This is a genomic window from Mesorhizobium muleiense, assembly GCF_900099905.1.
Taxonomy (GTDB): domain Bacteria; phylum Pseudomonadota; class Alphaproteobacteria; order Rhizobiales; family Rhizobiaceae; genus Mesorhizobium; species Mesorhizobium muleiense.
In genome coordinates this window covers 156340-177616 of sequence record NZ_FNEE01000008.1, presented here as the reverse complement: position 1 = coordinate 177616, position 21277 = coordinate 156340, and the positions used below count along the sequence as shown (strand labels likewise).

18 protein-coding genes and 2 pseudogenes are annotated in these 21277 nt (G+C 61.4%); 16 read left to right on the top strand and 4 right to left on the bottom strand.

Annotated elements, in window-relative coordinates; all coding sequences use genetic code 11:
• Positions 1-83: 83 nt before the first annotated feature.
• The 14 genes from amaB (at position 84) to BLT09_RS16560 (ending at position 16421) form a co-directional block, all read left to right on the top strand.
• Positions 84-1595 carry an L-piperidine-6-carboxylate dehydrogenase gene (gene amaB, locus BLT09_RS16620; RefSeq protein WP_091594779.1) on the top strand — a complete coding sequence of 504 codons (1512 nt, stop codon included), beginning with the start codon at positions 84-86 and terminating at the stop codon, positions 1593-1595.
• A gap of 349 nt (positions 1596-1944) precedes the next feature.
• Positions 1945-3480: an FGGY-family carbohydrate kinase gene (locus BLT09_RS16615; RefSeq protein ID WP_091594777.1), complete on the top strand. Its 1536-nt coding sequence runs from the start codon at positions 1945-1947 to the stop codon at positions 3478-3480.
• A complete protein-coding gene (locus BLT09_RS16610; protein WP_091594774.1) occupies positions 3477-4253 on the top strand; it encodes a DeoR/GlpR family DNA-binding transcription regulator in 777 nt (258 codons plus the stop codon). The genes BLT09_RS16615 and BLT09_RS16610 overlap by 4 nt, the downstream gene beginning before the upstream one ends.
• Complete coding sequence (locus BLT09_RS16605; RefSeq protein WP_091594772.1) at positions 4250-6034, top strand: glycerol-3-phosphate dehydrogenase/oxidase; 1785 nt, start codon at positions 4250-4252, stop codon at positions 6032-6034. The genes BLT09_RS16610 and BLT09_RS16605 overlap by 4 nt, the downstream gene beginning before the upstream one ends.
• A 398-nt stretch (positions 6035-6432) precedes the next feature.
• The gene (locus BLT09_RS35480; protein WP_268929399.1) at positions 6433-6555 is read left to right on the top strand and encodes a hypothetical protein; all 123 of its coding nucleotides are present in this window, start codon (positions 6433-6435) and stop codon (positions 6553-6555) included.
• Positions 6552-7202: a DUF2291 family protein gene (locus tag BLT09_RS16600; RefSeq protein WP_091594770.1), complete on the top strand. Its 651-nt coding sequence runs from the start codon at positions 6552-6554 to the stop codon at positions 7200-7202. Before BLT09_RS35480 ends, BLT09_RS16600 begins: the two co-directional genes overlap by 4 nt.
• Positions 7199-8740 (top strand): sugar ABC transporter ATP-binding protein, encoded by a 1542-nt coding sequence (locus BLT09_RS16595; protein ID WP_091594767.1) that lies wholly within the window; start codon positions 7199-7201, stop codon positions 8738-8740. The genes BLT09_RS16600 and BLT09_RS16595 overlap by 4 nt, the downstream gene beginning before the upstream one ends.
• A 25-nt stretch (positions 8741-8765) precedes the next feature.
• Positions 8766-9902, top strand: coding sequence for an ABC transporter permease (locus BLT09_RS16590; protein WP_091594765.1), 1137 nt, complete (start codon positions 8766-8768; stop codon positions 9900-9902).
• A 32-nt stretch (positions 9903-9934) separates the two neighbouring features.
• Entirely contained in the window at positions 9935-10894 is a 960-nt protein-coding gene (locus tag BLT09_RS16585; protein ID WP_091594763.1) for a D-ribose ABC transporter substrate-binding protein, read from the top strand.
• 559 nt (positions 10895-11453) lie between these two features.
• Positions 11454-12569, top strand: a complete 1116-nt coding sequence (locus BLT09_RS16580; protein ID WP_091594761.1) for an AI-2E family transporter — start codon at positions 11454-11456, stop codon at positions 12567-12569.
• A gap of 440 nt (positions 12570-13009) precedes the next feature.
• Positions 13010-13786, top strand: coding sequence for a sulfite exporter TauE/SafE family protein (locus BLT09_RS16575; protein WP_091594759.1), 777 nt, complete (start codon positions 13010-13012; stop codon positions 13784-13786).
• A gap of 133 nt (positions 13787-13919) precedes the next feature.
• Positions 13920-14429, top strand: a complete 510-nt coding sequence (locus BLT09_RS16570; protein ID WP_027153182.1) for a superoxide dismutase family protein — start codon at positions 13920-13922, stop codon at positions 14427-14429.
• Between the two features lie 181 nt (positions 14430-14610).
• Positions 14611-15618, top strand: coding sequence for a daunorubicin resistance protein DrrA family ABC transporter ATP-binding protein (locus BLT09_RS16565; protein WP_027153181.1), 1008 nt, complete (start codon positions 14611-14613; stop codon positions 15616-15618).
• Positions 15615-16421 carry an ABC transporter permease gene (locus tag BLT09_RS16560; RefSeq protein WP_091594757.1) on the top strand — a complete coding sequence of 269 codons (807 nt, stop codon included), beginning with the start codon at positions 15615-15617 and terminating at the stop codon, positions 16419-16421. Before BLT09_RS16565 ends, BLT09_RS16560 begins: the two co-directional genes overlap by 4 nt.
• Positions 16422-16444: 23 nt before the next feature.
• On the opposite strand, the gene BLT09_RS16555 is transcribed toward BLT09_RS16560, so the two are convergent.
• Positions 16445-17404 carry a DMT family transporter gene (locus BLT09_RS16555; protein WP_091594755.1) on the bottom strand — a complete coding sequence of 320 codons (960 nt, stop codon included), beginning with the start codon at positions 17402-17404 and terminating at the stop codon, positions 16445-16447.
• A 453-nt stretch (positions 17405-17857) separates the two neighbouring features.
• Here BLT09_RS16555 and BLT09_RS34935 point away from each other — a divergent pair.
• Together BLT09_RS34935 and BLT09_RS16540 are read left to right on the top strand one after the other, a co-directional pair.
• Positions 17858-18028: pseudogene (locus BLT09_RS34935) on the top strand (amino acid ABC transporter permease); the annotation flags it as partial.
• A pseudogene (locus BLT09_RS16540) lies at positions 18006-18733 on the top strand (amino acid ABC transporter ATP-binding protein). The pseudogenes BLT09_RS34935 and BLT09_RS16540, both read left to right, overlap by 23 nt.
• 9 nt (positions 18734-18742) lie before the next feature.
• Here BLT09_RS16540 and BLT09_RS16535 read toward each other — a convergent pair.
• From BLT09_RS16535 to BLT09_RS16525, 3 genes are all read right to left on the bottom strand, one after another.
• On the bottom strand, positions 18743-19813 hold the full coding sequence (locus tag BLT09_RS16535) for an adenylate/guanylate cyclase domain-containing protein (RefSeq protein ID WP_091594753.1): 1071 nt from the start codon (positions 19811-19813) through the stop codon (positions 18743-18745).
• 3 nt (positions 19814-19816) lie between these two features.
• Positions 19817-20290, bottom strand: a complete 474-nt coding sequence (locus tag BLT09_RS16530; RefSeq protein WP_036262255.1) for a Rab family GTPase — start codon at positions 20288-20290, stop codon at positions 19817-19819.
• Between the two features lie 29 nt (positions 20291-20319).
• On the bottom strand, positions 20320-21277 hold a 958-nt coding region (locus tag BLT09_RS16525), incomplete at its 5' end, for an OmpA family protein (protein ID WP_139172617.1).

The following is a 21277-nucleotide window of genomic DNA, read 5'->3' as shown; positions in this document are numbered from 1 at the left end:
CCGCTGCGCACTTGGGGTCAGGCCCGAGGGCATGCTTTTGGGCGACATGCATAATTGAGCGACGGGTCTGAAAGGGAAAGAAAATGACGATTGCGAAGGAAACAGCCGGGCTGCTGGCGAAACTGGGCGTTGCCGAGGCTGCGCTTTCAGGCGGCGATCTCATCGTGCGCAGCCCGGTGACGGGTGAGCAGATCGCCGCGCTGAAGACGATCTCACCGGCCGATGCGGCAGAGACCATCGACAGGGCGCATAAAGCCTTCCAGACATGGCGGCTGGTGCCGGCGCCGAAGCGCGGCGAGCTGGTGCGGCTGCTAGGCGAGGAACTGCGCGCGCACAAGGCAGAGCTTGGCCGGCTGGTGTCGATCGAGGTCGGCAAGATCCCGTCCGAAGGGCTCGGCGAAGTGCAGGAGATGATCGACATCTGCGATTTCGCCGTCGGCCTGTCGCGGCAATTGTACGGCCTGACCATCGCCACCGAGCGCCCGGGTCATCGCATGATGGAAACCTGGCACCCGCTGGGCGTCGTCGGCGTGATTTCGGCCTTCAACTTCCCGGTCGCGGTGTGGTCGTGGAACGCCGCGCTGGCGCTGGTCTGCGGCGACGCGGTGGTGTGGAAGCCATCGGAAAAGACACCGCTGACGGCGCTCGCCTGCGAGGCGATCTTCAAGCGTGCGGCTGAACGTTTCGGCGATGCTCCGGAAGGATTGATTTCGGTGCTGATCGGCGATCGCGCCGTCGGCGAAATTCTGGTCGATCATCCTGATGTGCCGCTGGTCTCGGCCACCGGCTCGACCCGCATGGGCAGGGATGTCGGTCCACGGCTGGCGAAGCGCTTTGCCCGCGCCGTGCTGGAGCTCGGCGGCAACAATGCCGGCATCGTCTGCCCGACGGCCGATCTCGACATGGCCTTGCGCGCCATCGCCTTCGGCGCCATGGGCACCGCCGGCCAGCGCTGCACGACGCTCAGGCGCCTGTTCGTGCATGAGAGCGTCTACGACCAACTCGTTCCGCGCCTGAAAAAGGCCTATGAAAGCGTCTCTGTCGGCAATCCGCTGGAGACATCAGCGCTGGTCGGACCGTTGATCGACAAGGCAGCCTTCGACAGCATGCAGAACGCGTTGAAGGAAGCCGCCGCTCAAGGCGGCAAGGTCACCGGCGGCGCGCGGGTCGAGAACGGCCTTCCCGACGCTTATTACGTTCGTCCGGCGCTGATCGAGATGCCCAAGCAGGTCTCGCCGGTGACGGAAGAGACCTTCGCGCCGATCCTCTACGTGATGAAATACTCGGACTTCGACGCCGTGCTCGACGAGCACAATGCGGTCGGAGCGGGGCTGTCGTCGTCGATCTTCACCCGCGACCTGCAGGAATCCGAGCGCTTCCTCGGCGTCGACGGGTCCGACTGCGGCATCGCCAACGTCAACATAGGCACGTCGGGGGCCGAGATCGGCGGCGCCTTCGGCGGCGAGAAGGAGACCGGCGGCGGCCGCGAGAGCGGTTCCGACGCCTGGAAGGCTTACATGCGGCGCGCCACCAACACGGTGAACTATTCCAAGGCGCTGCCGCTGGCCCAAGGCGTGTCCTTCGACATCGACTAGGCTGGTGAGACCCTTGTCGTGGCGGCTACGCCAATGGCTGCCACGACTTATCTCGGTCGCCGTTCAGCGGCTTCCGGGAGATCCAAATCAGTCTGCGAAAGCCGCATCGATGATGGCGAGCTCGGGACTTCAGCGCTGGTAGGCCCTTGGCCCGCCGCAGGATTGCGTCCAAAAATCACACATGTTGACGTTAATTTAACACCACTGTATGGTCGATTCCGTTGGTTCGGATTTCCCATCGGTGTTCGGCGGTTGCTTCGCCGGGCAGCTTTCCCCGCCGTCGTCAAGCGCAAAGCACCAGAATCCTATTCGCAACGCGTATCGGCAAGCGATGAGCTGAGAGGTAGCCATGTCCAGCCTGCTTGGGATCGACAACGGCCTGACGGTGACGAAGGCAGTGATCTTCGACGCCGACGGTTCGCAACTGTCGGTGGCGCGCCGGCGGGTGCCGCAATCGATGCCGCACGCGCGCTGGGTCGAACGCGACATGGCCGGTCTCTGGCAAGCGACCGCCGAGGCGATCCGGGAGGCCATTGCCTTGAGCGGCCGGCCGGCCAGCGACATCAAGGCAGTGGCGGCGACCGCGCATGGTGATGGTCTGTACCTGCTCGACAACGATCGCCGGCCGCTGGGCCCCGGCATATTGTCGCTGGACAGCCGGTCGGGCGAAATCGTCGACAGATGGTCGCGAAGTTCGGTCTTCGCCGAAGCGCTCGCCCTGACCGGCCAAGTGCCGCACGCTTCCTCACCGTCGTCGCTGCTGGTTTGGTTGCGGGAGCACGACCCGGAACGCTTCAGCCGGACAGGGCACGTATTCGCCTGCAAGGACTGGCTGCGGTTTTGCCTGACCGGCACCATCGGCACTGACCTCACGGAGGCAAGCACCTCGTTCACCAATGTGCGTACGCAAAGCTATGTGCCGGAGGCGATGCGCATTTTCGGTCTTGAGGCGTTGTTTGAAGCCTTGCCGCCGATGGCGCATTCGGCCGACATCGTCGGCTACGTCACCGCCGATGCAGCGGCGATGAGCGGGCTTGCGAAAGGCACGCCGGTCGCTTGCGGCCTGCATGATGTCACGGCATCGGCGCTTGGCATCGGCGGCCACGAGGAGGGCGTGGTCAGCATCGTCGCCGGCACCTATTCGATCAACGAAATCGTCTCCACCGAGCCGCGTGTCGACCCGCGCTGGTTCTGCCGCAACGCTATCGACTTGGGGCGTTGGAACAACATGTCGATCTCGCCGGCCTCGACGGCGAATTACGACTGGTTCCTCGACACGCTCTGCCGCCCGGAACAGGATGAAGCAAAAAGGACCGGCGGCTCGATCCACGAGATGCTGGCGGCAGAGATCGACGTTGCGCTTGGCAGGCCTTCGACCATCTTGTTCCATCCCTATTTGTTCGGCTCGCCTTACGGCAATGCCGCCAGCGCCAGCTTTCTCGGCCTGCATGGCTGGCATGATCGCGGCGACATGCTGAAGGCAGTGCTGGAAGGCATCGTCTTCAACCACCGCACTCACGTCGAAGCGCTGCGCGACGGCTTTGCCGTTCGTGAGGTGCGGCTCACCGGCGGCGGTTCGCGCAATCCGGCCTTCGCGCAGATGTTCGCCGACGTACTCAACGCACCGGTCATCGTCACGTCGACCGACGAGGCGGCTGCCTTCGGCGCAGCGCTTTGTGCCGGCGCCGCGGTTGGCCTGTTTGCCACGCCGCAACAGGGCGCGCGCGCCGTCAGCGAGACGAGCCATGAATATCTGCCCGACGCGGCGCGCAATGCGGCTTTCGAGGACCGTTTTTCTCTCTATTGCCGCATTGCCGAATCGCTCAAGCCGCAATGGCCGGAGATCGAAAGGCTGGCGCGGCAAAGCATTGAGGGGGCTGCATGATCAAGGCCGACGAACGGCGCGAGGAAATCGCCGACTATGTGATCAAATTCGGCCAGGTGCGCATCGACGACCTGGTCGAGCATTTCGGCGTGTCGCGGATGACCATCCACCGCCATATCGACCAACTGGCGCACCAGGGCGTGCTGCGCAAGCTGCACGGCGCGGTGACGGTGCAGCCTTCCGGCCTTTATGAAAGCGCTTTCCGCTATCGGGTGACGGTCGGCAGGGCCGAAAAGGATGCGCTGGCGCATGCGGCGCTGGATTATATCGAGGCCGGCCAGGCCGTCATGCTGGACGATTCGACGACGGCGAACGCGATCGCGCCACTGCTGCCCGACATCAAGCCACTGACCGTCATCACCAACAGCGTCGCGACTGCAGCACTGCTGACCAATGTCGACGATATCGACTTCATCTGCCTAGGCGGTCAGTATCACCGCACCTACAATGCCTATATCGGCATCGTCTGCGAGAATGCCGTGGCGCAATTGCGCGCCAATCTTCTGATTTGCTCGGCTTCGGCGATCTCAGGCACCACGGCCTTCATCCAGGACCAGCATGTGGTCCGGGTCAAGCAAGCGATGGTTGCTGCCTCGACCAGGCGCATTCTTGTCGTCGACCATTCCAAGTTCGACAAGGTCGCCCTGCATGTCTTTGACGATCTGACCCGTTTCGACGCGGTGCTGACGACCGACGGCGTAAGCGATGCGCAGGCGCAAAAGCTCGAACAGGCGGGCGTAAAACTGCGCATCGTCAAGATGACTAAGCCATGAGCCCTTCCGACGGCGCAGGCGCATCCGACCCTGGCTCAGCCGACCCGATCGGGCGCCTCGCCTTTATGAACAGGACGGGCGACGTCGACGTCGTCATTCTTGGCGCCGGCATCAATGGGGCTGGCCTGTTCCGGGATCTGTGCGCGCAAGGCGTCAGTTGCCTGATCGTCGACAAGGACGATTTTGGCTCAGGCACAAGTGCTGCGCCGTCGCGGCTGATCCATGGCGGCCTGAAATATCTCGAAACGGGCGAGTTCGGGCTGGTGGCGCAGTCAACGCTGGAGCGCAACCTGCTGTTGAAGAACGCGCCGCACTATGTCAGCCCGCTGCCGACAATCATCCCGATCTTCTCCTGGAGCAAGGGCATTTGGGCGGCGTTGCGCACGCTGCTGGGCTCGACCAGCGCGCCGCGCAGCCGCGGCGCCGTCCTCATCAAGATCGGCCTGACGATCTACGATTTTTATGGGTCGCAGCATCGTGTCATGCCGCGCCACCGACTGGTCGGGCGACGGCGGGCGCTGAGCGACATGCCGGCACTGACCAAGTCGATCGTCGCCACCGGCATCTATTACGACGCCAAGATCAGCCATCCCGAAAGGCTGGTGCTCGAACTGATCACCGACGGGCTGGCAGCAAATGCCCTCGCCGCGGCCGCCAACTACACGACGTTGGTTTCGTCGTCCAATGGCGTGCTGACTTTTCAGTCAAAAGGCGGGGGCGAGTCAAAAGGTGTTGGCCAGTCAAAAGCCGGGGGCCAGTCCGAGAACGGCGCTGTATTTTCGGTACGGCCGAAACTGGTCGTCAACGCCGCCGGCCCGTGGATCGACGATGTCAACGCCTCGCTGGGCGCGCCGTCGAAAATGATCGGCGGCACCAAGGGCTCGCATATCCTTTTGAAGCATGACGAACTGGTACGAAGCCTGGCAGGCCGCATGCTCTACTTCGAAGCCGACGACGGCCGCATCTGCCTTGTCTACGACTATCTCGGTCTGGCGCTTGTCGGCTCGACCGACATCCAGGCCGACAACCCGGACACAGTATGCTGCGAGCCGCAGGAGATCGACTATCTGCTCGAGAGCGTGCGTGCGCTGATGCCGGGCATGAGCTTTGGACGCGACCAGATCGTCTATGCCTATAGCGGCATCAGACCGTTGCCTGCATCCGACGCCTCTGTCCCCGGCTTGATCAGCCGGGATCATTCGGCACCGCTCATCGAGCCGGAAGGTTCGCGTCCGTTTCCGATTATCTCGCTGGTCGGCGGCAAATGGACGACGTTCCGCGGCTTTGCCGAGGAGGTTGCCGACACGGTACTCGACCGGCTGGGACGCGGCCGCAAGGTCACCACGCGATCGATGCCGATCGGCGGCGGCAAGGGGTTTCCAACCGAGCCTGCGGCGCGAGCCGCCTGGCTGGCCGATGCCAGGTCGGCTTCGGGCGCCGACGAACGCCGTCTCGACCAGCTTCTGTCGCGCTACGGCACCAAGGCGTTGCCAATCGCCCGCCACCAAAGTTCAGGAGACAATGAAGATCGCCTGCCGGGGGCAAGCGACTACGGCACATCCGAAATCGACTACATCGTTCGTAATGAATTCGTCGAGCATCTGGCCGATATCGTCATGCGGCGCACGACCCTGGCCATTGGCGGTTCCCTGACCATGAGCGATTTGAAGCAGATCGCCGCCATTGCCGGCCGTGCACGTAACTGGGACCCGCAGCGGATGTCCGACGAACTCGATGCCGCTGTCGCGCAGCTCAGCGACAGGAATCTGATGCGATTGTGATGGCGCCCTGATTTGGGACGAACACCTCGCGGGTATGTGCTGTTTTCAAAAAATACCACACGAAAACAGCCTACTAAGCTTGGTTGACAGGTGGCCATTCTCCGGCACTGCCGGAGAATGGGCAAAATATCCCATGTCTTGACGTGAACTTAACACTAACGTATGGTCGATTTTATGCCTGAGGCCTGACTGTTCCGAAAGGCTTCGGCTCGTGAGGAAGTTCTTGCTTACGGCGGTTGGGCAGACGACCAGCGCATGCAATCGCGGTCACACGATCATGCAGCCGAATACCGGCAGGGTTCTCGGCCGCAATCAACTGATACGCGATTAAAGTTCTTCTCGATGATGCAGGCTGCACGCTGATCCTGGTGAAGGCGGATTGACAACGATATGAACGCGTGAAAAATTTTTCAACTGAAGATAATAATATCATCCTGGGAGGAGATGGAATGAAAGCCAGCAGCGCCGCCAGTCGTGACCGTGACCTGATCGGCGTCATGCCGCAGGTCGTTGCGCCATGAGTTCGCAGCCCGCCACCACGATCAATCGGCGGGTCGGCGTTCGTTGGATTGTTGCCGCGGCCGCAATCTTGATTTTGCTCGGCGCAATGGTTCTCGACACCAAGGTCGTCATAATTGGTTCGGCGGAGGACGCGAGAAAGGCTGCGTTTTCCCCGGAAGAATACGGCAAGTCCGAGTTTCCGAAGGTTCAATCCGCAGTGGAGCAACGCGCGGTGAACGCCGCTACCCTCGCGTCGGCCATTGCCAAGGACAAGGCGGCGGCGGAGAAGGAGTACGGCGTGCCGGCCAATGTCGGTACGGAATTCTCAGTCAAATTCACCGGCGTCGTCGGTGAGGGAAAGTCCGGCATCTACGCCGTCAAGGTCGACGATGTTCCCAGCACCTTGGTCATTCGCGTGCAGACCGGGCCGGCGATCAACGGAACCGATCTGCGCGATGCCACGGGCACGATCACCTTCGGGCAATTCACCAACCAGATCGAGTATCAGAACGCCGGATCGGCCTTGAACAACGAGATGAAGAAGCAGGTGTTGTCGGCCATCGACAATACCAAGCTCACCGGAAAGGCGATTTCGGTGATCGGCGTCTTCAAATTGATCAATCCCAAGGGCTGGCTCGTCACACCCGTAAAGCTGAGCGTTCAATGAATGCGGCGCCTCAATTCGAGCCGGCGGCCGGCGACACCGTGCTCGCGGCGCGCAACATAGTAAAATCCTATGGCGGAACGCATGCCCTCAAGGGGGTCAATTTCGACATCCGCCGTGGCGAGGTCACCACGCTGTTCGGAGAGAATGGCGCAGGCAAGTCGACGCTGATGAAGATCCTTTCCGGTGTCGAGACGCCGACGTCCGGAAGCATCGAGCTCGATGGCCGTCCTGTCGTCTTCTCCTCGACCGTCGACGCGCGGGACCGCGGCATCTCGATAATCCATCAGGAGTTGAGTCTCGCGCCCAATCTGAGTGTGCGCGACAATATTTTCATGGGCCGTGAGTTGCGGGGCGCGACCGGCCTCGACTTCGCGGAAGAGGCTCGTCAGACGCGGATGCTGATGGCCGATCTCGAGGAAGACATCGATCCGCTGACCCTGGTGCAGGATCTGCGCCTGGGGCAGCAGCAGATCGTCGAAATCGCCCGCGCGCTCTGCGTCGATTCACGCATCCTGATCATGGACGAGCCTACCTCCGCATTGAGCGCGACCGAGGTAGAAGTGCTGTTCAAGGTGATCCGGGACCTGACCGCCCGCGGCGTCTCGATCGTGTACATCTCCCATCACCTCGAAGAAGCGCTGCAGATCACCGACCACGCGGTGGTGCTGCGCGACGGGACGATCACGGCCACGGCCAAAGCGAAGAACATCGATCTCGAATGGATCGTCCGCAACATGGTGGGCGAGAACTTCGACCTGGGATCGCCACCCACCGGTTACGCATTCGGCGATGTTGCCCTGTCGATCGATGATGTGAGCATCGCCGATGCTTCGGGTTCGGACCGCCTGGTCGTCGACCGGCTGTCGCTCGATGTACGCGCCGGCGAGATCATCTGCATTTACGGGCTGATGGGCGCCGGGCGCACGGAATTGCTGGAGTGCGTCGCCGGACGACTGCCGATGACGGGCGGACGGGTCTTGCTGGAGGGCAAGGACGTCTCCCGCCTCAGCATCGCCGAGCGCATATCAAGGGGGCTTGTGCTGGTGCCTGAGGACCGCCAACGCGACGGGCTGGTTCAGACGATGACCGTGGGGGCAAATCTGTCGCTCGCCAGCATTGGCGCCTTCGTCAAGGGGATGCTGCTTTCGCAATCGCGGGAGCGGTCGCTGATCGACGGAACCATTCGCGATGTGCGCGTCAAGACGGCGGGCGCAGGCGCGCCCATCGGATCGCTGTCCGGCGGCAATCAGCAGAAGGTCGTCATCGGCAAGATGCTGACCACCGACCCCAAGGTCATACTGCTGGACGAGCCCAGTCGCGGGATCGATGTCGGCGCCAAGGCGGAGGTGTTCCGGCTGCTCGGCGAGCGGGCTGCGCAGGGGCTCGCGGTCGTGTTCTCGACCTCGGAAGTCGCCGAGTGCCTTGGTATCGCGCACCGGATCATCGTCATGCGCCGAGGCAGGATTTCGGCTCAGTTCGGCGCCGACGTCTCGAAAGAGCAGATCATGGCAGCCTCGGGCGAGGCCGTGCTTGTCTGATCAGAAGAATACAGGAGCCCAGACCGTGACCAACGCCAGTCAGAATAGTAGCCGCTCCGGCCCGAGGACATCGAGCGGTGGCTTCAGCCTGGCCAAGCTGTTGCTGGAGGGCCGGGCGTTTCTCGCGCTGATGGTGATCATCTTCGTCTTCTCGATGCTGTCGCCCTATTACTTCTCGCTGGGCAATTTCCTCACCATGGCGTCGCATGTCGCCATCTTCGGCATCCTCGCGGTCGGCATGCTGCTGGTCATCCTCAATGGCGGCATCGACCTGTCGGTGGGGTCGACGCTTGGGCTGTCGGGGGTCATCGCCGGATTCCTGATGCAGGGCGTGCAGTTGCAAATGCTCGGCGTCGTGCTGTTTCCCCCCGTCTGGGTGGTCGTGGTGCTGGTGTGCGTGCTCGGCGCACTGGTCGGCCTGGTCAACGGCGTCCTTATCGCCTGGTTGAAGGTGCCTGCCTTCGTTGCCACGCTGGGCATGCTCTATGTGGTGCGGGGCGCCGCGCTGCTGATGACAAACGGCCTCACATATAATGATCTCGGCGGCAAGCCGGAGCTGGGCAATACCGGCTTCGACTGGCTGGGCTTCAACCGCCTGTTCGGTATCCCTATCGGTGTGCTGGTCATGGTGGTCATCGCGATCATCGGCAGCATCATCCTCAATCGCACGGCCTTCGGCCGGTGGCTCTATGCCTCCGGCGGCAACGAGCGCGCCGCGGAACTGTCCGGCGTGCCGGTGAAAAAAGTCCAGGTCTCGGTGTATATGCTGTCCGGCATCTGCGCCTCGGTAGCCGGCCTCATCCTGTCCTCGGAACTGACCTCGGCAGGGCCGACCGCCGGCAACTCCTATGAGCTGACCGCCATTGCGGCCGTCGTCATCGGCGGCGCCGCACTCACCGGTGGTCGAGGCAATATCCGTGGCACGCTGGTCGGGGCCTTCGTCATCGGCTTCCTCTCCGATGGCCTGGTGATCATCGGCGTGTCCGCCTACTGGCAAACAGTGTTCACCGGCGCCGTCATCGTGTTGGCGGTGCTGCTCAACGCCATTCAGTATCGCCGTCGCGTCAAGCTCCCGGGCTCGACCGGCGGCCCTTCGACTTCTCCGCAACAAGCCGGCAAAGCCCGAACGGCCGATCCCGCTCACGAGAAGATTGCCGGTTGACCGGTACCATCGCTAACCAAGGAGGAAATTTCATGTATGGCAAGGCAAGAATTCTAATGCTCACGGCCTTTGCGCTGGCCGCTCCGGTCCTCGCAGGGTCGGTAAGCGCAGCGTCGGCCGAAGGTCTCATTTCGATCATCGTCATTGACCCCGCCAACCCGTACTGGCTCACCGAAGGCAATGTGGCCAAGGCCGAGGCCGAAAAACTCGGCTACACCGCGACTGTCGGCGCATCGAAAGCCGACACGAACACGGAAAGCAGACTGATCGACACCGCGATCACCAACAAATCCGTGGCGATCATCCTCGATCCTGCCGACGCCAGCGGATCCATCGGCGCCGTCAAGAAGGCGATTGCTGCTAACATTCCGGTCTTCCTCGTCAACGCCGAGATAAACCAGGAAGGCCTGGCCAAAGCGCAGCTCGTTTCCAACAACGCACAGGGCGCCGCTCTGGGGGCACAGCAATGGGTGACTAATATCGGCGAGAAAGGCAACTACGTCGAACTCTTGGGCGCCCCGTCCGACAACAACGCCGCCACGCGGTCAAACGGATACGAGACCGTGATCAGCCAGTATCCGGACCTTAAAAAGGCCGGCTCGGAAGTCGCCAACTGGGACCGTACCCAGGGCCACGACAAGATGCAGAGCCTGCTGCAGGCCCATCCCGATATCATCGGCGTGACGAGCGGTAATGACGAGATGGCGCTCGGCGCGATCGCCGCGCTGAAAGAAGCCGGAAAGCTGTCGAGCATCAAGGTCGGCGGGTTCGATGGCTCTCCGGACGCCGTCGCCGCGATCAAGGCGGGCGACTTGCAGTACACCGTGCTCCAGCCGGTGGCCGTCTACTCGGCGAAGGCCGTGCAACAGGCCGACTCCTTCATAAAGACCGGCAAAACCGGCGCGCCGACCGAGAAGCAGCTGTTTGACTGCCTTCTCATCACCAAGGACAACGTCGACAAATACACGGCTCCCTTCACGCTCTCGGAGTAAAACGAAGGAGGAGTGTCCCGCGGGACACTCCTCGCCTGATCCGAGGCGGCGACCTTTTTGATCGGGCGACGCACCGCTCACATGTATGACGCTAAAACTGAAACACGGGCCGGTGACGATTGAATCCGCCCGGGTGGCTCTATGGAGCGGCTGATGTGGCCCACCCCATGTCGTTGAAACGTCATCCGTGCCGACCCATATGAGCATTGCGTCGGATGTTTTCCTCCCATTGCGTCCGGCGCGTTCCCCTCTGGAGGTTTTGAACCTTCATGCCTGGCCGGACTTTAACAGTCCGGCCTTTTTTTCTTTTTGGCCCTGTGAAGCTGCGCTGCCGCGAGCGAGATGTAGAACCGCCGTAGGTCAGAGCATCCACGACCGGCAGGCCGTCGTGGTGCTGGCAGCGCGGACGGGCGCCCAACCGGCCTAGCCAGCCCAATGACCGAGAAATGGCCAATTTCGTCACGCTCGACAGCGGCCTGGCAGTAGGGGGTGCGACGTCGGAAGCTGCCATTTTGTCAGAAAATCCACTAGTCTCGCTTGGTTTGCGAGGCGGCGAGAGATGCCCGACCTGAAACAGATGCCCGATATGAAGCAAATGAGATTGCTCGGCATCGTCGCCGCGACGGCGATCGGCCTGTATGTCTGTTATCTCCTGGCGTTGCCTTTTTTGCCCGCACTGACCTGGGCGGTGGTGTTGGCAATCATCCTGTATCCGGCTCATCGACAGGTCGAGGAAAGGCTCAGGAACAAGAACCTGGCTGCACTGATGTCTGTCAGCATCGCGGCGGTGGCGGTCGGCCTGCCGCTCATCTTCGTGGCCCAGCAGCTTGTACGCGAGACGGTAAACGGCGCCACCTATATGGAGGAGGTCATCCGGGGCTGGAACACAGATGCCTTCATGTCGGGCTATCCCAGGCTTTCGGCGGTTGCCCAGTGGATCGAGAACCAAATCGATCCGGCCGGTACGGTCGCCGCATTTGTTCAATGGCTGACGGCACAAAGCACATCGCTGTTGCGCGGCTCGATCAATCAGGCCGTGATGTTCGTGCTGACATTCTATCTGCTGTTCTATTTTCTGCGGGACCGTGAATCCGCCCTGCGCGGGATCGAGCGTCTCTCGCCCCTGCGTACCGCGGAGACGGCATACACGCTGTCCCGCCTTGCCGAGACGGTCCATGCGATCCTGATAGGCACCGTGCTTGTCGCAGCTGTGCAGGGGACGCTGGGCGGCCTGATTTTCTGGTGGCTCGGCCTGCCCACTCCGGTCTTCTGGGGCCTGGCAATGGGACTTCTTGCCATCGTGCCGGTGCTCGGCGCATTCGTGATCTGGGTGCCCGCAGCGATCTATCTCGCGCTGGAGGGGGCTTGGGCGAGCGCGGCGATCCTGACCGTCTGGGGCGGCGTGGTTGTCGCCGGCATCGACAATCTGCTCTATCCGATACTTGTCGGGAACCGGCTGCGGCTCCACACGGTGGTCGCCTTTGTCGGTGCTGTCGGTGGCATCGTCCTGTTCGGAGCATCTGGGCTCGTTCTTGGCCCTGCGGTGATTGCGGTCACCGTCAGCCTGGTTGACATCCTCAAGAAACGACTGAACGAGCAACCCGGGGCGGAACTGACGCCAAAGCGCGACACAAAGCCATCGCGGCAGTCGGGAGCCGCGCCTGGTCGTGAATAAGCATCGCCACGCGCCACCAGTTCGATTCCAGACCTAAAGAACGTGGAAGGCCCGTATTGCTCGCAAAGGGTGCGCTTACCCCCGGCGTCGAACATTTGCGAACCTCCAGCAAAGGCATCACGTCATCGATGAAGCTTTGCAGGTCGACCCAATAATCGAGGCTGGCCGAGGCAAGCGGGTTGGCTTTCTGTCATGCGCCAACCGGCCTCATGGGTGGAGCTGCAAGTCTGCGGCCGACCCGTGAAACCTCCAGAGGAGGTGGGGCGCAGTCCATTCGATCGGGTGCGGAGAAAAGCGTTGATCGGGTGGACAGTTTCCCGTTCGTCGCCCCATTATCGATGCCAGGCGTTTGGTGAGTTGTGGAAGCATGAAGATTGCATGCGTTGTAGGCGGCGGGTTCCTCTTTTATCGAGTACCACTGCGCTTTGTCGGAGAGCCAAATGCAAGAATTCCTTCTTTTTGTGATCGTAGGGTTTTTAGCTCAGGCCGTGGACGGAGCTCTCGGCATGGCTTACGGCGTGGTTTGCTCGACAACACTGCTGGGGTTCGGCGTGTCTCCTGCACACGCTTCGGCTTCAGTTCACGCGGCTGAGCTGTTTACCACGGCGGCTTCGGGTTCGGCTCACCTCTATCACCGCAATATCGACTGGAAGCTTTTCTGGCGGCTGATGCCATTTGGCGTTCTCGGCGGCGTTCTCGGCGCTTTTGTGCTCACCTCGTTTGAGGGGGCCGTCATGAAGCCATATGTGACCACATATCTTGCGCTCGTCGGAGCCTGGCTCCTGTTCCGTTCCTTCCGGCGGATCCCAAGCAATCCGGTCCCTGCAGCCGTGGTACCTCCGCTTGGACTTGGTGGTGGATTTCTCGATGCGGCAGGGGGTGGCGGATGGGGACCCATCGTGACGACGGGCCTTCTCGGTTTTGGCGGAACGCCCCGCTACGTTATTGGTACGGTAAATGCCACCGAGTTCCTTACCACGTTGTCGGTGTCTCTGACCTTCCTATTTGCGTTGTTAACGGGCCATTGGGCGGAGGCAGGAGAGCTGACAGAAAATCTGATCGCCGTTGCCGGCCTGGTCCTTGGCGGGGTGATCGCAGCGCCGATGGCCGGATTGATGGTGAAGTCGATCGCAGAAAAGACGCTTCTCAGGCTCGTTGGTACTCTCATCATACTGCTGGCGGGCTGGCAAACCGCGCAACTCTTCGAACTGGTATAAGCTGAAGACACATCGAAAAAAGTATCGGCGTCGCTTCCCTGGCGGCCGTGCCGGAGACAAAAACTCAATTCCCAAATGGAACGAAGAGGCCCCTTTGTTGTTTGGATGCCTTGGACAACCGGAGGCCGAGTCGATGAGAAAATTGGTTGCAACAGCAGGGTTGGCGCTGGCGGTCGCGATGCCTGCAGCGGCGCAGGACGCAGCGACCGCGAAAGCCGAATTCGTCAACATGGCCGGCGAGAAGAACGGAACGGCCACGCTGACCGAGACGGCGCAGGGTGTGCTGATAGAGTTGCAGGTGACGGGACTGCCGGCGGGCGAATTGGTTGCGTTCCATGTTCATGAGACTGGAAAGTGCGATCATCAGACCGGCCATGACTCGGCCGGTGGACACTTCAATCCGACGAATGCCGAACATGGATATCTCGCCGGAAAAGGCCCGCACGCGGGCGATATGCCAAATCAGCGGGTCGGCGCCGACGGCGTTTTGCGTGCTCAGGTCTTCAACAGCATGGTCAAGCTGGATGGTGGAGAAACGGCGATACGAGGCAAGGCATTGATGATCCACGGTGGGCAGGACGACTACAAAAGCCAGCCTGCCGGCGATGCCGGAAAACGTCAGGCCTGTGCCGTGATCGAGTGAGAAAACCCCAAGGGCGTAGCCGACATATGATCTGACCGGCGCTACAGTTCGGCGGCCGGGCAGATGGTCGGAGCCTCTGGCATGAGGATAAGCCAGACGGTAAGCTCATGAGCCTGCAGAGAACTGACGACGCAGCGATTGCGCCGAGGTTGGCCTTCATTTGCGACTGCCGGATGACTGCATGAACGATACTTCTCCTATGGGTGTGCCCGCCACGGGCCTTGCCCAGTCAGCCATTTCCGCCCGCGGCCTGGTCAAAACCTTCGGCAAGCTGCGTGCCGTCGATGGTATCGACCTCGATGTGCCGCGCGGCATTATTTTCGCTATCCTGGGTCCGAACGGCGCCGGCAAGACAACGCTGATGCGGATGCTTGCGACGCTGTCGCGCCCCGACGCCGGCTCCGCGACCGTGATGGGGCACGATCTCGTGCAGGCCCCGCACGAGGTCCGTGCGGCAATCGCGATGACCGGGCAGTTCGCTTCGCTCGACGAGGACCTGACGGGCCGGGAGAACCTCGTCCTGCTCGCCCGACTCTGGGGTTTTCGCGGTCGTGCCGCGAAAGCCCGTGCGGACGACCTGCTCGCGGCTTTCGGCTTGTCCGAAGCGGCGACGAAGCAGGTGAGGGACTATTCGGGTGGCATGCGAAGGCGGCTCGACATAGCCGCGTCGCTGATCGTCACGCCGGGCGTGCTGTTCCTCGATGAGCCGACCACGGGCCTCGATCCGAACGCCCGCAAGGATGTCTGGGGCATGATCCGCGGCCTCGCCGAGGCCGGCGTCACCATCCTGCTCACCACGCAATATCTCGAAGAGGCCGATCAACTCGCGGCACGCATCGCCGTCATCGACCACGGCAGGAAGATTGCCGAGGGCACCAGCCGCGAATTGAAGGCGGCCACCGGCTCCGGTTTTCTCCATGTCGCGCTCGCTGATGTTGCGCGGCTGGACCAGGCGGCGTCGATCCTGGAACGCCGGCTGGAGCACCCTGTCCAACGCAGTGCCGAGGGCGCCGAACTCTCCGTCCTTGCCGGCACGGCGAAGGCCGCCAACGAGGCGCTCGCCGACCTGGTCGCTGCCGGCATCGAACTGTCGGATTTCTCCATGGGCCAACCCAGCCTTGAGGAGGTCTTCTTCGCGCTGACGGGCCAGCCGAGCCTGGGTGAAAGCCGGAAGGACGACAAGCCATGATCGACACGACATCCCTGCAGCGGCTGCAAAGGGTCGCCCGACCGAGGTCCCCATCAGCCCTTTCCAACGCGCTGGTCTTCGGATGGCGCGCGGTGCTGAAATTCAAGCATGTGCCGGAGCAACTCTTCGACCTGGTGATGACTCCGATCATGTTCACGCTGCTGTTCACCTTCGTCTTCGGCGGTGCGCTCGCCGGTTCGCCTGGCGAATACCTGCAGTTCTTCCTGCCCGGCATCCTGGTTCAGACCGTGGTGTTCAACGCAGTCTATTCGGGCATGGGATTGTCGACCGACCTCGGCAAGGGCTTGTTTGACCGCTTCCGATCGCTGCCGATCTGGTCGCTCTCTCCGTTCGCCGGTCTGATGGTGGGCGACATCCTGCGCCATTTGATTGCCGCCTCGATCATTCTCATCATCGGGCTGATCCTCGGCTACCGGCCGGAGGCGGGCAGCCTCGGCGTGCTTGCCGCCTTCGCCATGCTGATCGCCATCGGGTTCGGCATGGGCTGGGTATTCATCGTGCTCGGCCTGCTGATCCGCACGCCAACCACAGTGATGACGCTCGGCTTTACCTTCCTGTTCCCGCTCGTCTTCGCCTCAAACATCATGGTCGACCCCGGGACCATGCCGGACTGGCTGCGGGCCTTCGTCGAAGTCAATCCGGTGTCGCTGATGACGACGGCGCTGCGCGGGTTGATGGGTGGCGGGGCGACACTCAGTCAGGTCGTCTTCGCCCTGATCGCGCCGGTGGCGCTGACCGCGATCCTGGCGCCGACGACACTATGGCTGTATCTCAGAAGGTGAGAGGCGTAGCGGGAGAGGTATCCCTACGCGACATGCACCGTGCGCTGCCTCGGCTTGATCGCGGTGGCGAGCAGCAGGCCGGCGACGATAAAGGCGGCGCCGGCGAGGTCGTAGTCGTGCAAGCTTTCGCCTAGGAAAAGATAAGCGAGCACGGCGACAAAAACAGTCTGCAGATAGAGCAGCATGCTGGCGCGCCCGGCGCCAAGCGTCTCGACACTGCGGTTGTAGAGGTAATACATCAGAGCGCCGCCCGGGCCAGCGACATAGGCGAGTGCCAGAAGGCCGTTCGCATGCAGCGCCGAACGCTCGCCGGAAAACAGCTCCCAGAGATAGAGGGGCAGTGCGGCCAGCGCGCCGGCCCCCAGCAGCAGGACTACCGTCGGCAGCAGTTCGATGGCGAATTTGGCGCGACGCAGCAGCACGGTGTAGAGGCCCCAGCAAAACGCGCTGCCGACGATCCACAACTCGCCGGGATTGAACTGGAGCCGCATCAGCGAGGCAAGGTCGCCGCGCGCCACGATCACCACCATCCCGACCAGAGCGAGCAGCGCGCCAAGTGCCTTCCAGACGCCGAGGGGCTCGCCGAGCACGAAGCGGGCAAGCACCATGGTCATGATCGGCGACAGCGCCATGATAATGCCGGCGGTGGTCGCGTCGGTGTAATTGAGGCCCGTGTAGATCATGCCCTGACAGAGGGTCAGCCCGATGGCGCCGATGGCCAGCACCTCGATCGCCCGGGACTGGATCAGTGCAAGCATCGCCCCATGATGATGATGGACGATAGGCAGCAGGATCGCGCAGGCGAGCACCAGCCGCCAGAAGCAGAGCGCCCAAGGCGGCATCTCGGGGGCGACCCACTTGGCTGCGATGTAGACGCCGGCGGACAGGAGCCAGCAGAGCGTCGCGGTGGAATAGGCGAGTGGAAGCGATGCGTCGGCCGTCGTCTTGGCTACGCCAGGATGGGCTATCGGCATCGATTGCATGCCCGTCTCCTCCCACAGCCGATCTTAGCAAAATTGCTGCGTCTTGCCGAGCAGCAAAAGTCAGCTGTTTAACCAACCTTCCTCGCCTTGAATTCAAAAAAGGTGAGCCATTGCGGGTCTTGCTGCTCGCGCCTTGAGGCCGGTGCGAGATCACTACAGAGGCATAGGCTACAGGCCTGCCTCCTCAGACGAAGCAGGCTCACACCTTGAGATGAAGCGTAACCAAAACAGTGCTTTCGGCACCCTCTTCGAAACGAGCGGTGAGCCGCAGCAGTTGCCGAAATGGCCGAGACGGGCAGCCGCAACACCGTCCTTGGCGGTTGGTATTTCCAGGCTTGTGCCTTCGCGCACCCAGTGCATGCCGTCGGGCGATATTTCGACCCAGGCTGTCGGGGCGCGTCCGACCGGCGACCTCAGCGCGCGCACGAAGATGATCGCTTCCCGCGCCCAGCCGGCTTCGTAAGGCCCGCTCGCCGCCTCGGGCAACTCATCAACAACGCGACGTTCCAGCCGTTCCGCGTTTTTCTCGCAGTCGCGGCTCTCTACTTTGTCGTCTGCTATCCATTGTCCCAGCTGTCGCGTCTGCTGGAAAGGAGGCTCCATGCCGGAAGTGCTTATTTATAATGTCCACAAGAGCTTCGGAGCTGTCGAAGTCCTCAAGGGCGTCTCGCTGTCGTCAATCGGGGTGACGTGTTTGCGTTGATCGGCTGCTCCGGTTCCGGAAAAAGCACGCTTCTGCGCTGCATCAACGGACTAGAAAGATCAATTCCGGCCGCATCGAAGTTGCCGGCCACGCCGTTGGCCGAGACCCGAAAGAGTTGCGCAAGCTGCGCACCGATGTCGGCATCGTCTTCCAAAGCTACAATCTCTTTCCGCACCTGACGGTGGGCGAAAACATCATGCTGGCGCCGCGGATCGTCAAATTGGTGTCGAAAGCTGAAGCCAAACCACTGCGGAGGAAGTTCTCGGCATGGTTGGCCTGTCGGAGAAGTTCGACGCCTATCCCGACCAGCTTTCCGGCGGCCAGCAGCAGCGCGTGGCGATCGCCCGCTCGCTCGCCATGCGTCCCAAGGTGATGCTGTTCGACGAGGTGACGTCGGCGCTCGATCCGGAACTGACCGAGGAGGTGCTGAACGTGCTGGAAACGCTCGCCCGTAACGGAATGACCATGCTGCTCGTCACCCACGAGATGGGTTTTGCCCGCCGGGTGGCGACCACAACGATTTTCATGCATCACGGAAAGATCTGGGAAGAGGGGCCTTCGGTGGAACTCTTCGGCAGGCCGAAGACCCGGAACTGCAGCAGTTTATTAAATCGGACGTGAAGTAGCCCGGCAAATCAGGCCGGGAGCCGCCACATTCGCACACGACCTGTACCACGCAATTCCGTTTCCGCGAGTGGGTCGCAAGCAAAATTTGGTCCAAGCAGTTTGCGAGTTGCATCCGAAATACGGATTTCGTCGGGCTCCGCTGACGTTTGAATACGTGCGGCGAGATTAACGGTCTCGCCCCAAAGGTCATAGGCAAACCGCCTTTTGCCTATGACGCCCGCGACGATTGGCCCTGAGTGAATTCCAATCCTGAGTCTTAGCGGTTGTCCCGCGAAGCGTTCGAGCTTAACCGCCTTCCGCAGTTCAAGTGCATAGTGCGCAAGGGCTTCTGCATGATCGGATCGCGCGGCGGGCAGGCCAGCGACCACCATCACACAATCGCCGATTGTCTTGATCTTTTCGCAGCCGTATCGTTCCGAGAGCAGATCCGCCGCCTTGAAGAAGTAATTTAACATAGCGAGCGTCGTCTCGGCTCCGACGCTCCGCGCTCTTTCTGTAAAGCCGACGATGTCGGCAAAAAGCACACTCACCTCAGCGTGGTTGTCTGCAATTTGTTCGTCCGCTTTTAACCGCTCCGCGATCGACGCCGGAAGAATGTTGAGGAGCAGGCTTTCGGCGCGCTGGTATTCACGCGACAATCCCTCTTGGCTCTGCCTCAACGCCTCGTTCGTCAATTGTAATTTTTCGTTGAGTTGACGCTCTCTCTCTTGCAGGAGAGTCATTTCATAAGCCTTCTGTTGAAGCCGCTGCCTGTTGTCGCGTTCGGCAGTGGCGTCAAGAAAGAGCAGCCATACGCAGGCATTGCCAGCAAAAAGATGAAGGTCCGCGACACGCCCGCTGGGCAGTTCGACCATGGCCATATGATATGGAAGCTCCGGGCAAGGCAGCAAACCTTCCATGAACGCAAGCTGCTCGGCAACGGGCTTGCCAATGCAAAGTGATGATAGGCCGTAATGTTCAACACTGCCGCCCTTCGCAGCGATGCAAAGCTGGGCGTCAATTTTCAGATATGCGACAGAGTTCTCGTTGTAGAAGAAATCGTAAATCCAGCTTTTGACTTCTCTTGGCAATCCATGCATGGTCTATTTGGTGACCATCGAAGCAAGCTGACGAAATGCATCATCAACATGTTCACCTGAAAGCGCGCTTGTTAGATAGATTTGCCATCCAAGTTGCCTCAGTTCGTTAATCTCACTATCCGGTATTGCCCACCGATCGGCCAGATCGGATTTGTTGAACAGTAATACGAACGGCATGGCGCCGAATTCGGCCTCGGCCCGCTCGCGCAGCGTGAGCGCCACGGCAAGAGTAGCGGCGCGGGTTCCATCGACGACAAGCACGAGCCCGCTCGCACCTCGCACATAGCTGACGCGGAATGAGCCGATATCGTCTTCGCCGGCCAGATCCCACAAAATCAGATCCACGGTTTTATCCGGCAGTACAACACTCTTCTTGTCGATTTTCACTCCCACCGTGGTCAAGTAGGTTTCTGAAAAGATGCTTTGCACAAACCTGCGAACCAGACTCGTCTTTCCGACAGCGAACCCGCCCAACATGCAGATCTTTTTTTGCAATAACCTGGGCCCTAGTGGAAGTTTACCGTAACCGAAACTCTGCGATTGGCGGAGCTCCCGGTTCGGCTATTCTCAGTCTCCGCCGGCTCAAAAGTGCCCGCGCCGCGAACCAAAAGCGATTCCGGAGCAACGCCGCGCTTCTTGAGAAGCGCACGAACTGTCTCGGCGCGGGCGGCGCTGATCGACGCGTTGGCCGTCTCACGGCCCACGGCGTCCGAATGGCCGGTCAACATGAACTGTGCTGTTACGCCTGCCTTGCGGGCGTCCTTGGCCAATTCCTTCAATTGATTCGCCAATTGGTCGAGAACTGGCAGTTGCTCTGGTCCCGGTACAGCCTTGCCAGAATCGAAGAAAATGTCGACCGCTTGAATAGCCTCCCTCAAATGCGTGAGTTCCTGAGGGGTCACCTCGCGCAGCTCGGAAATTTCCAGAGAGAGTCCGTCCGCGGCCAGTTGTTGGGCGGCGACCCGCGCCCGATCTATCCAGGCGGCAGGAGCCTCGCCCACGACAACGATGCGATCCTTGATGATCGAAAATCGTACTGAATCCGGCGGGACCAGCGACGCCATCAGCCGCTTCACCACGAACTTCGGATCAAGGCTCTGATAGAATTGCCACTGCGAATGAACGCGAGCCGGATCAACCTCCGTTCCGGACAGCAGAGCCTGCGGGTCGGCGGCCTGCGGATCTCTCAGGCCGGAAATGTAGAAATGTCCGCCACTCGCCCTTTGTTGGGCGACGATGATTCCCGGTTGGGCCTCAAGACGCGACACATAAGTCTGCCAGTGCTCCGCCGCGCGTGCTTCGGGGCTCACATCGCGAACCTTGGAGAAGTCGAATACCGGTCCGCCTGCCTCAAGCTGTCGGGCCGCTACGCGTGCCCGATCTATCCAGGTGTCGGGAGCCTCACCCTCGGCAACGATGCGATCCTCGACGATCGAAAGCCGAACCGATTTCGGCGGGGTCAGC

Bases quoted from the DNA above. Each gene is read 5' to 3' on its own strand.
- BLT09_RS16560 (WP_091594757.1), top strand. From the start codon at position 15,615: ATGATCGACACGACATCCCTGCAGCGGCTGCAAAGGGTCGCCCGACCG.
- BLT09_RS16585 (WP_091594763.1), top strand. From the start codon at position 9,935: ATGTATGGCAAGGCAAGAATTCTAATGCTCACGGCCTTTGCGCTGGCC.
- BLT09_RS16530 (WP_036262255.1), bottom strand. From the start codon at position 20,290: ATGTTGGGCGGGTTCGCTGTCGGAAAGACGAGTCTGGTTCGCAGGTTT.
- BLT09_RS16575 (WP_091594759.1), top strand. From the start codon at position 13,010: ATGCAAGAATTCCTTCTTTTTGTGATCGTAGGGTTTTTAGCTCAGGCC.
- BLT09_RS16580 (WP_091594761.1), top strand. From the start codon at position 11,454: ATGCCCGACCTGAAACAGATGCCCGATATGAAGCAAATGAGATTGCTC.
- BLT09_RS16535 (WP_091594753.1), bottom strand. From the start codon at position 19,813: ATGCATGGATTGCCAAGAGAAGTCAAAAGCTGGATTTACGATTTCTTC.
- BLT09_RS16610 (WP_091594774.1), top strand. From the start codon at position 3,477: ATGATCAAGGCCGACGAACGGCGCGAGGAAATCGCCGACTATGTGATC.
- BLT09_RS16605 (WP_091594772.1), top strand. From the start codon at position 4,250: ATGAGCCCTTCCGACGGCGCAGGCGCATCCGACCCTGGCTCAGCCGAC.
- amaB (WP_091594779.1), top strand. From the start codon at position 84: ATGACGATTGCGAAGGAAACAGCCGGGCTGCTGGCGAAACTGGGCGTT.
- BLT09_RS16565 (WP_027153181.1), top strand. From the start codon at position 14,611: ATGAACGATACTTCTCCTATGGGTGTGCCCGCCACGGGCCTTGCCCAG.
- BLT09_RS16615 (WP_091594777.1), top strand. From the start codon at position 1,945: ATGTCCAGCCTGCTTGGGATCGACAACGGCCTGACGGTGACGAAGGCA.
- BLT09_RS16600 (WP_091594770.1), top strand. From the start codon at position 6,552: ATGAGTTCGCAGCCCGCCACCACGATCAATCGGCGGGTCGGCGTTCGT.
- BLT09_RS16570 (WP_027153182.1), top strand. From the start codon at position 13,920: ATGAGAAAATTGGTTGCAACAGCAGGGTTGGCGCTGGCGGTCGCGATG.
- BLT09_RS16555 (WP_091594755.1), bottom strand. From the start codon at position 17,404: ATGCAATCGATGCCGATAGCCCATCCTGGCGTAGCCAAGACGACGGCC.
- BLT09_RS16595 (WP_091594767.1), top strand. From the start codon at position 7,199: ATGAATGCGGCGCCTCAATTCGAGCCGGCGGCCGGCGACACCGTGCTC.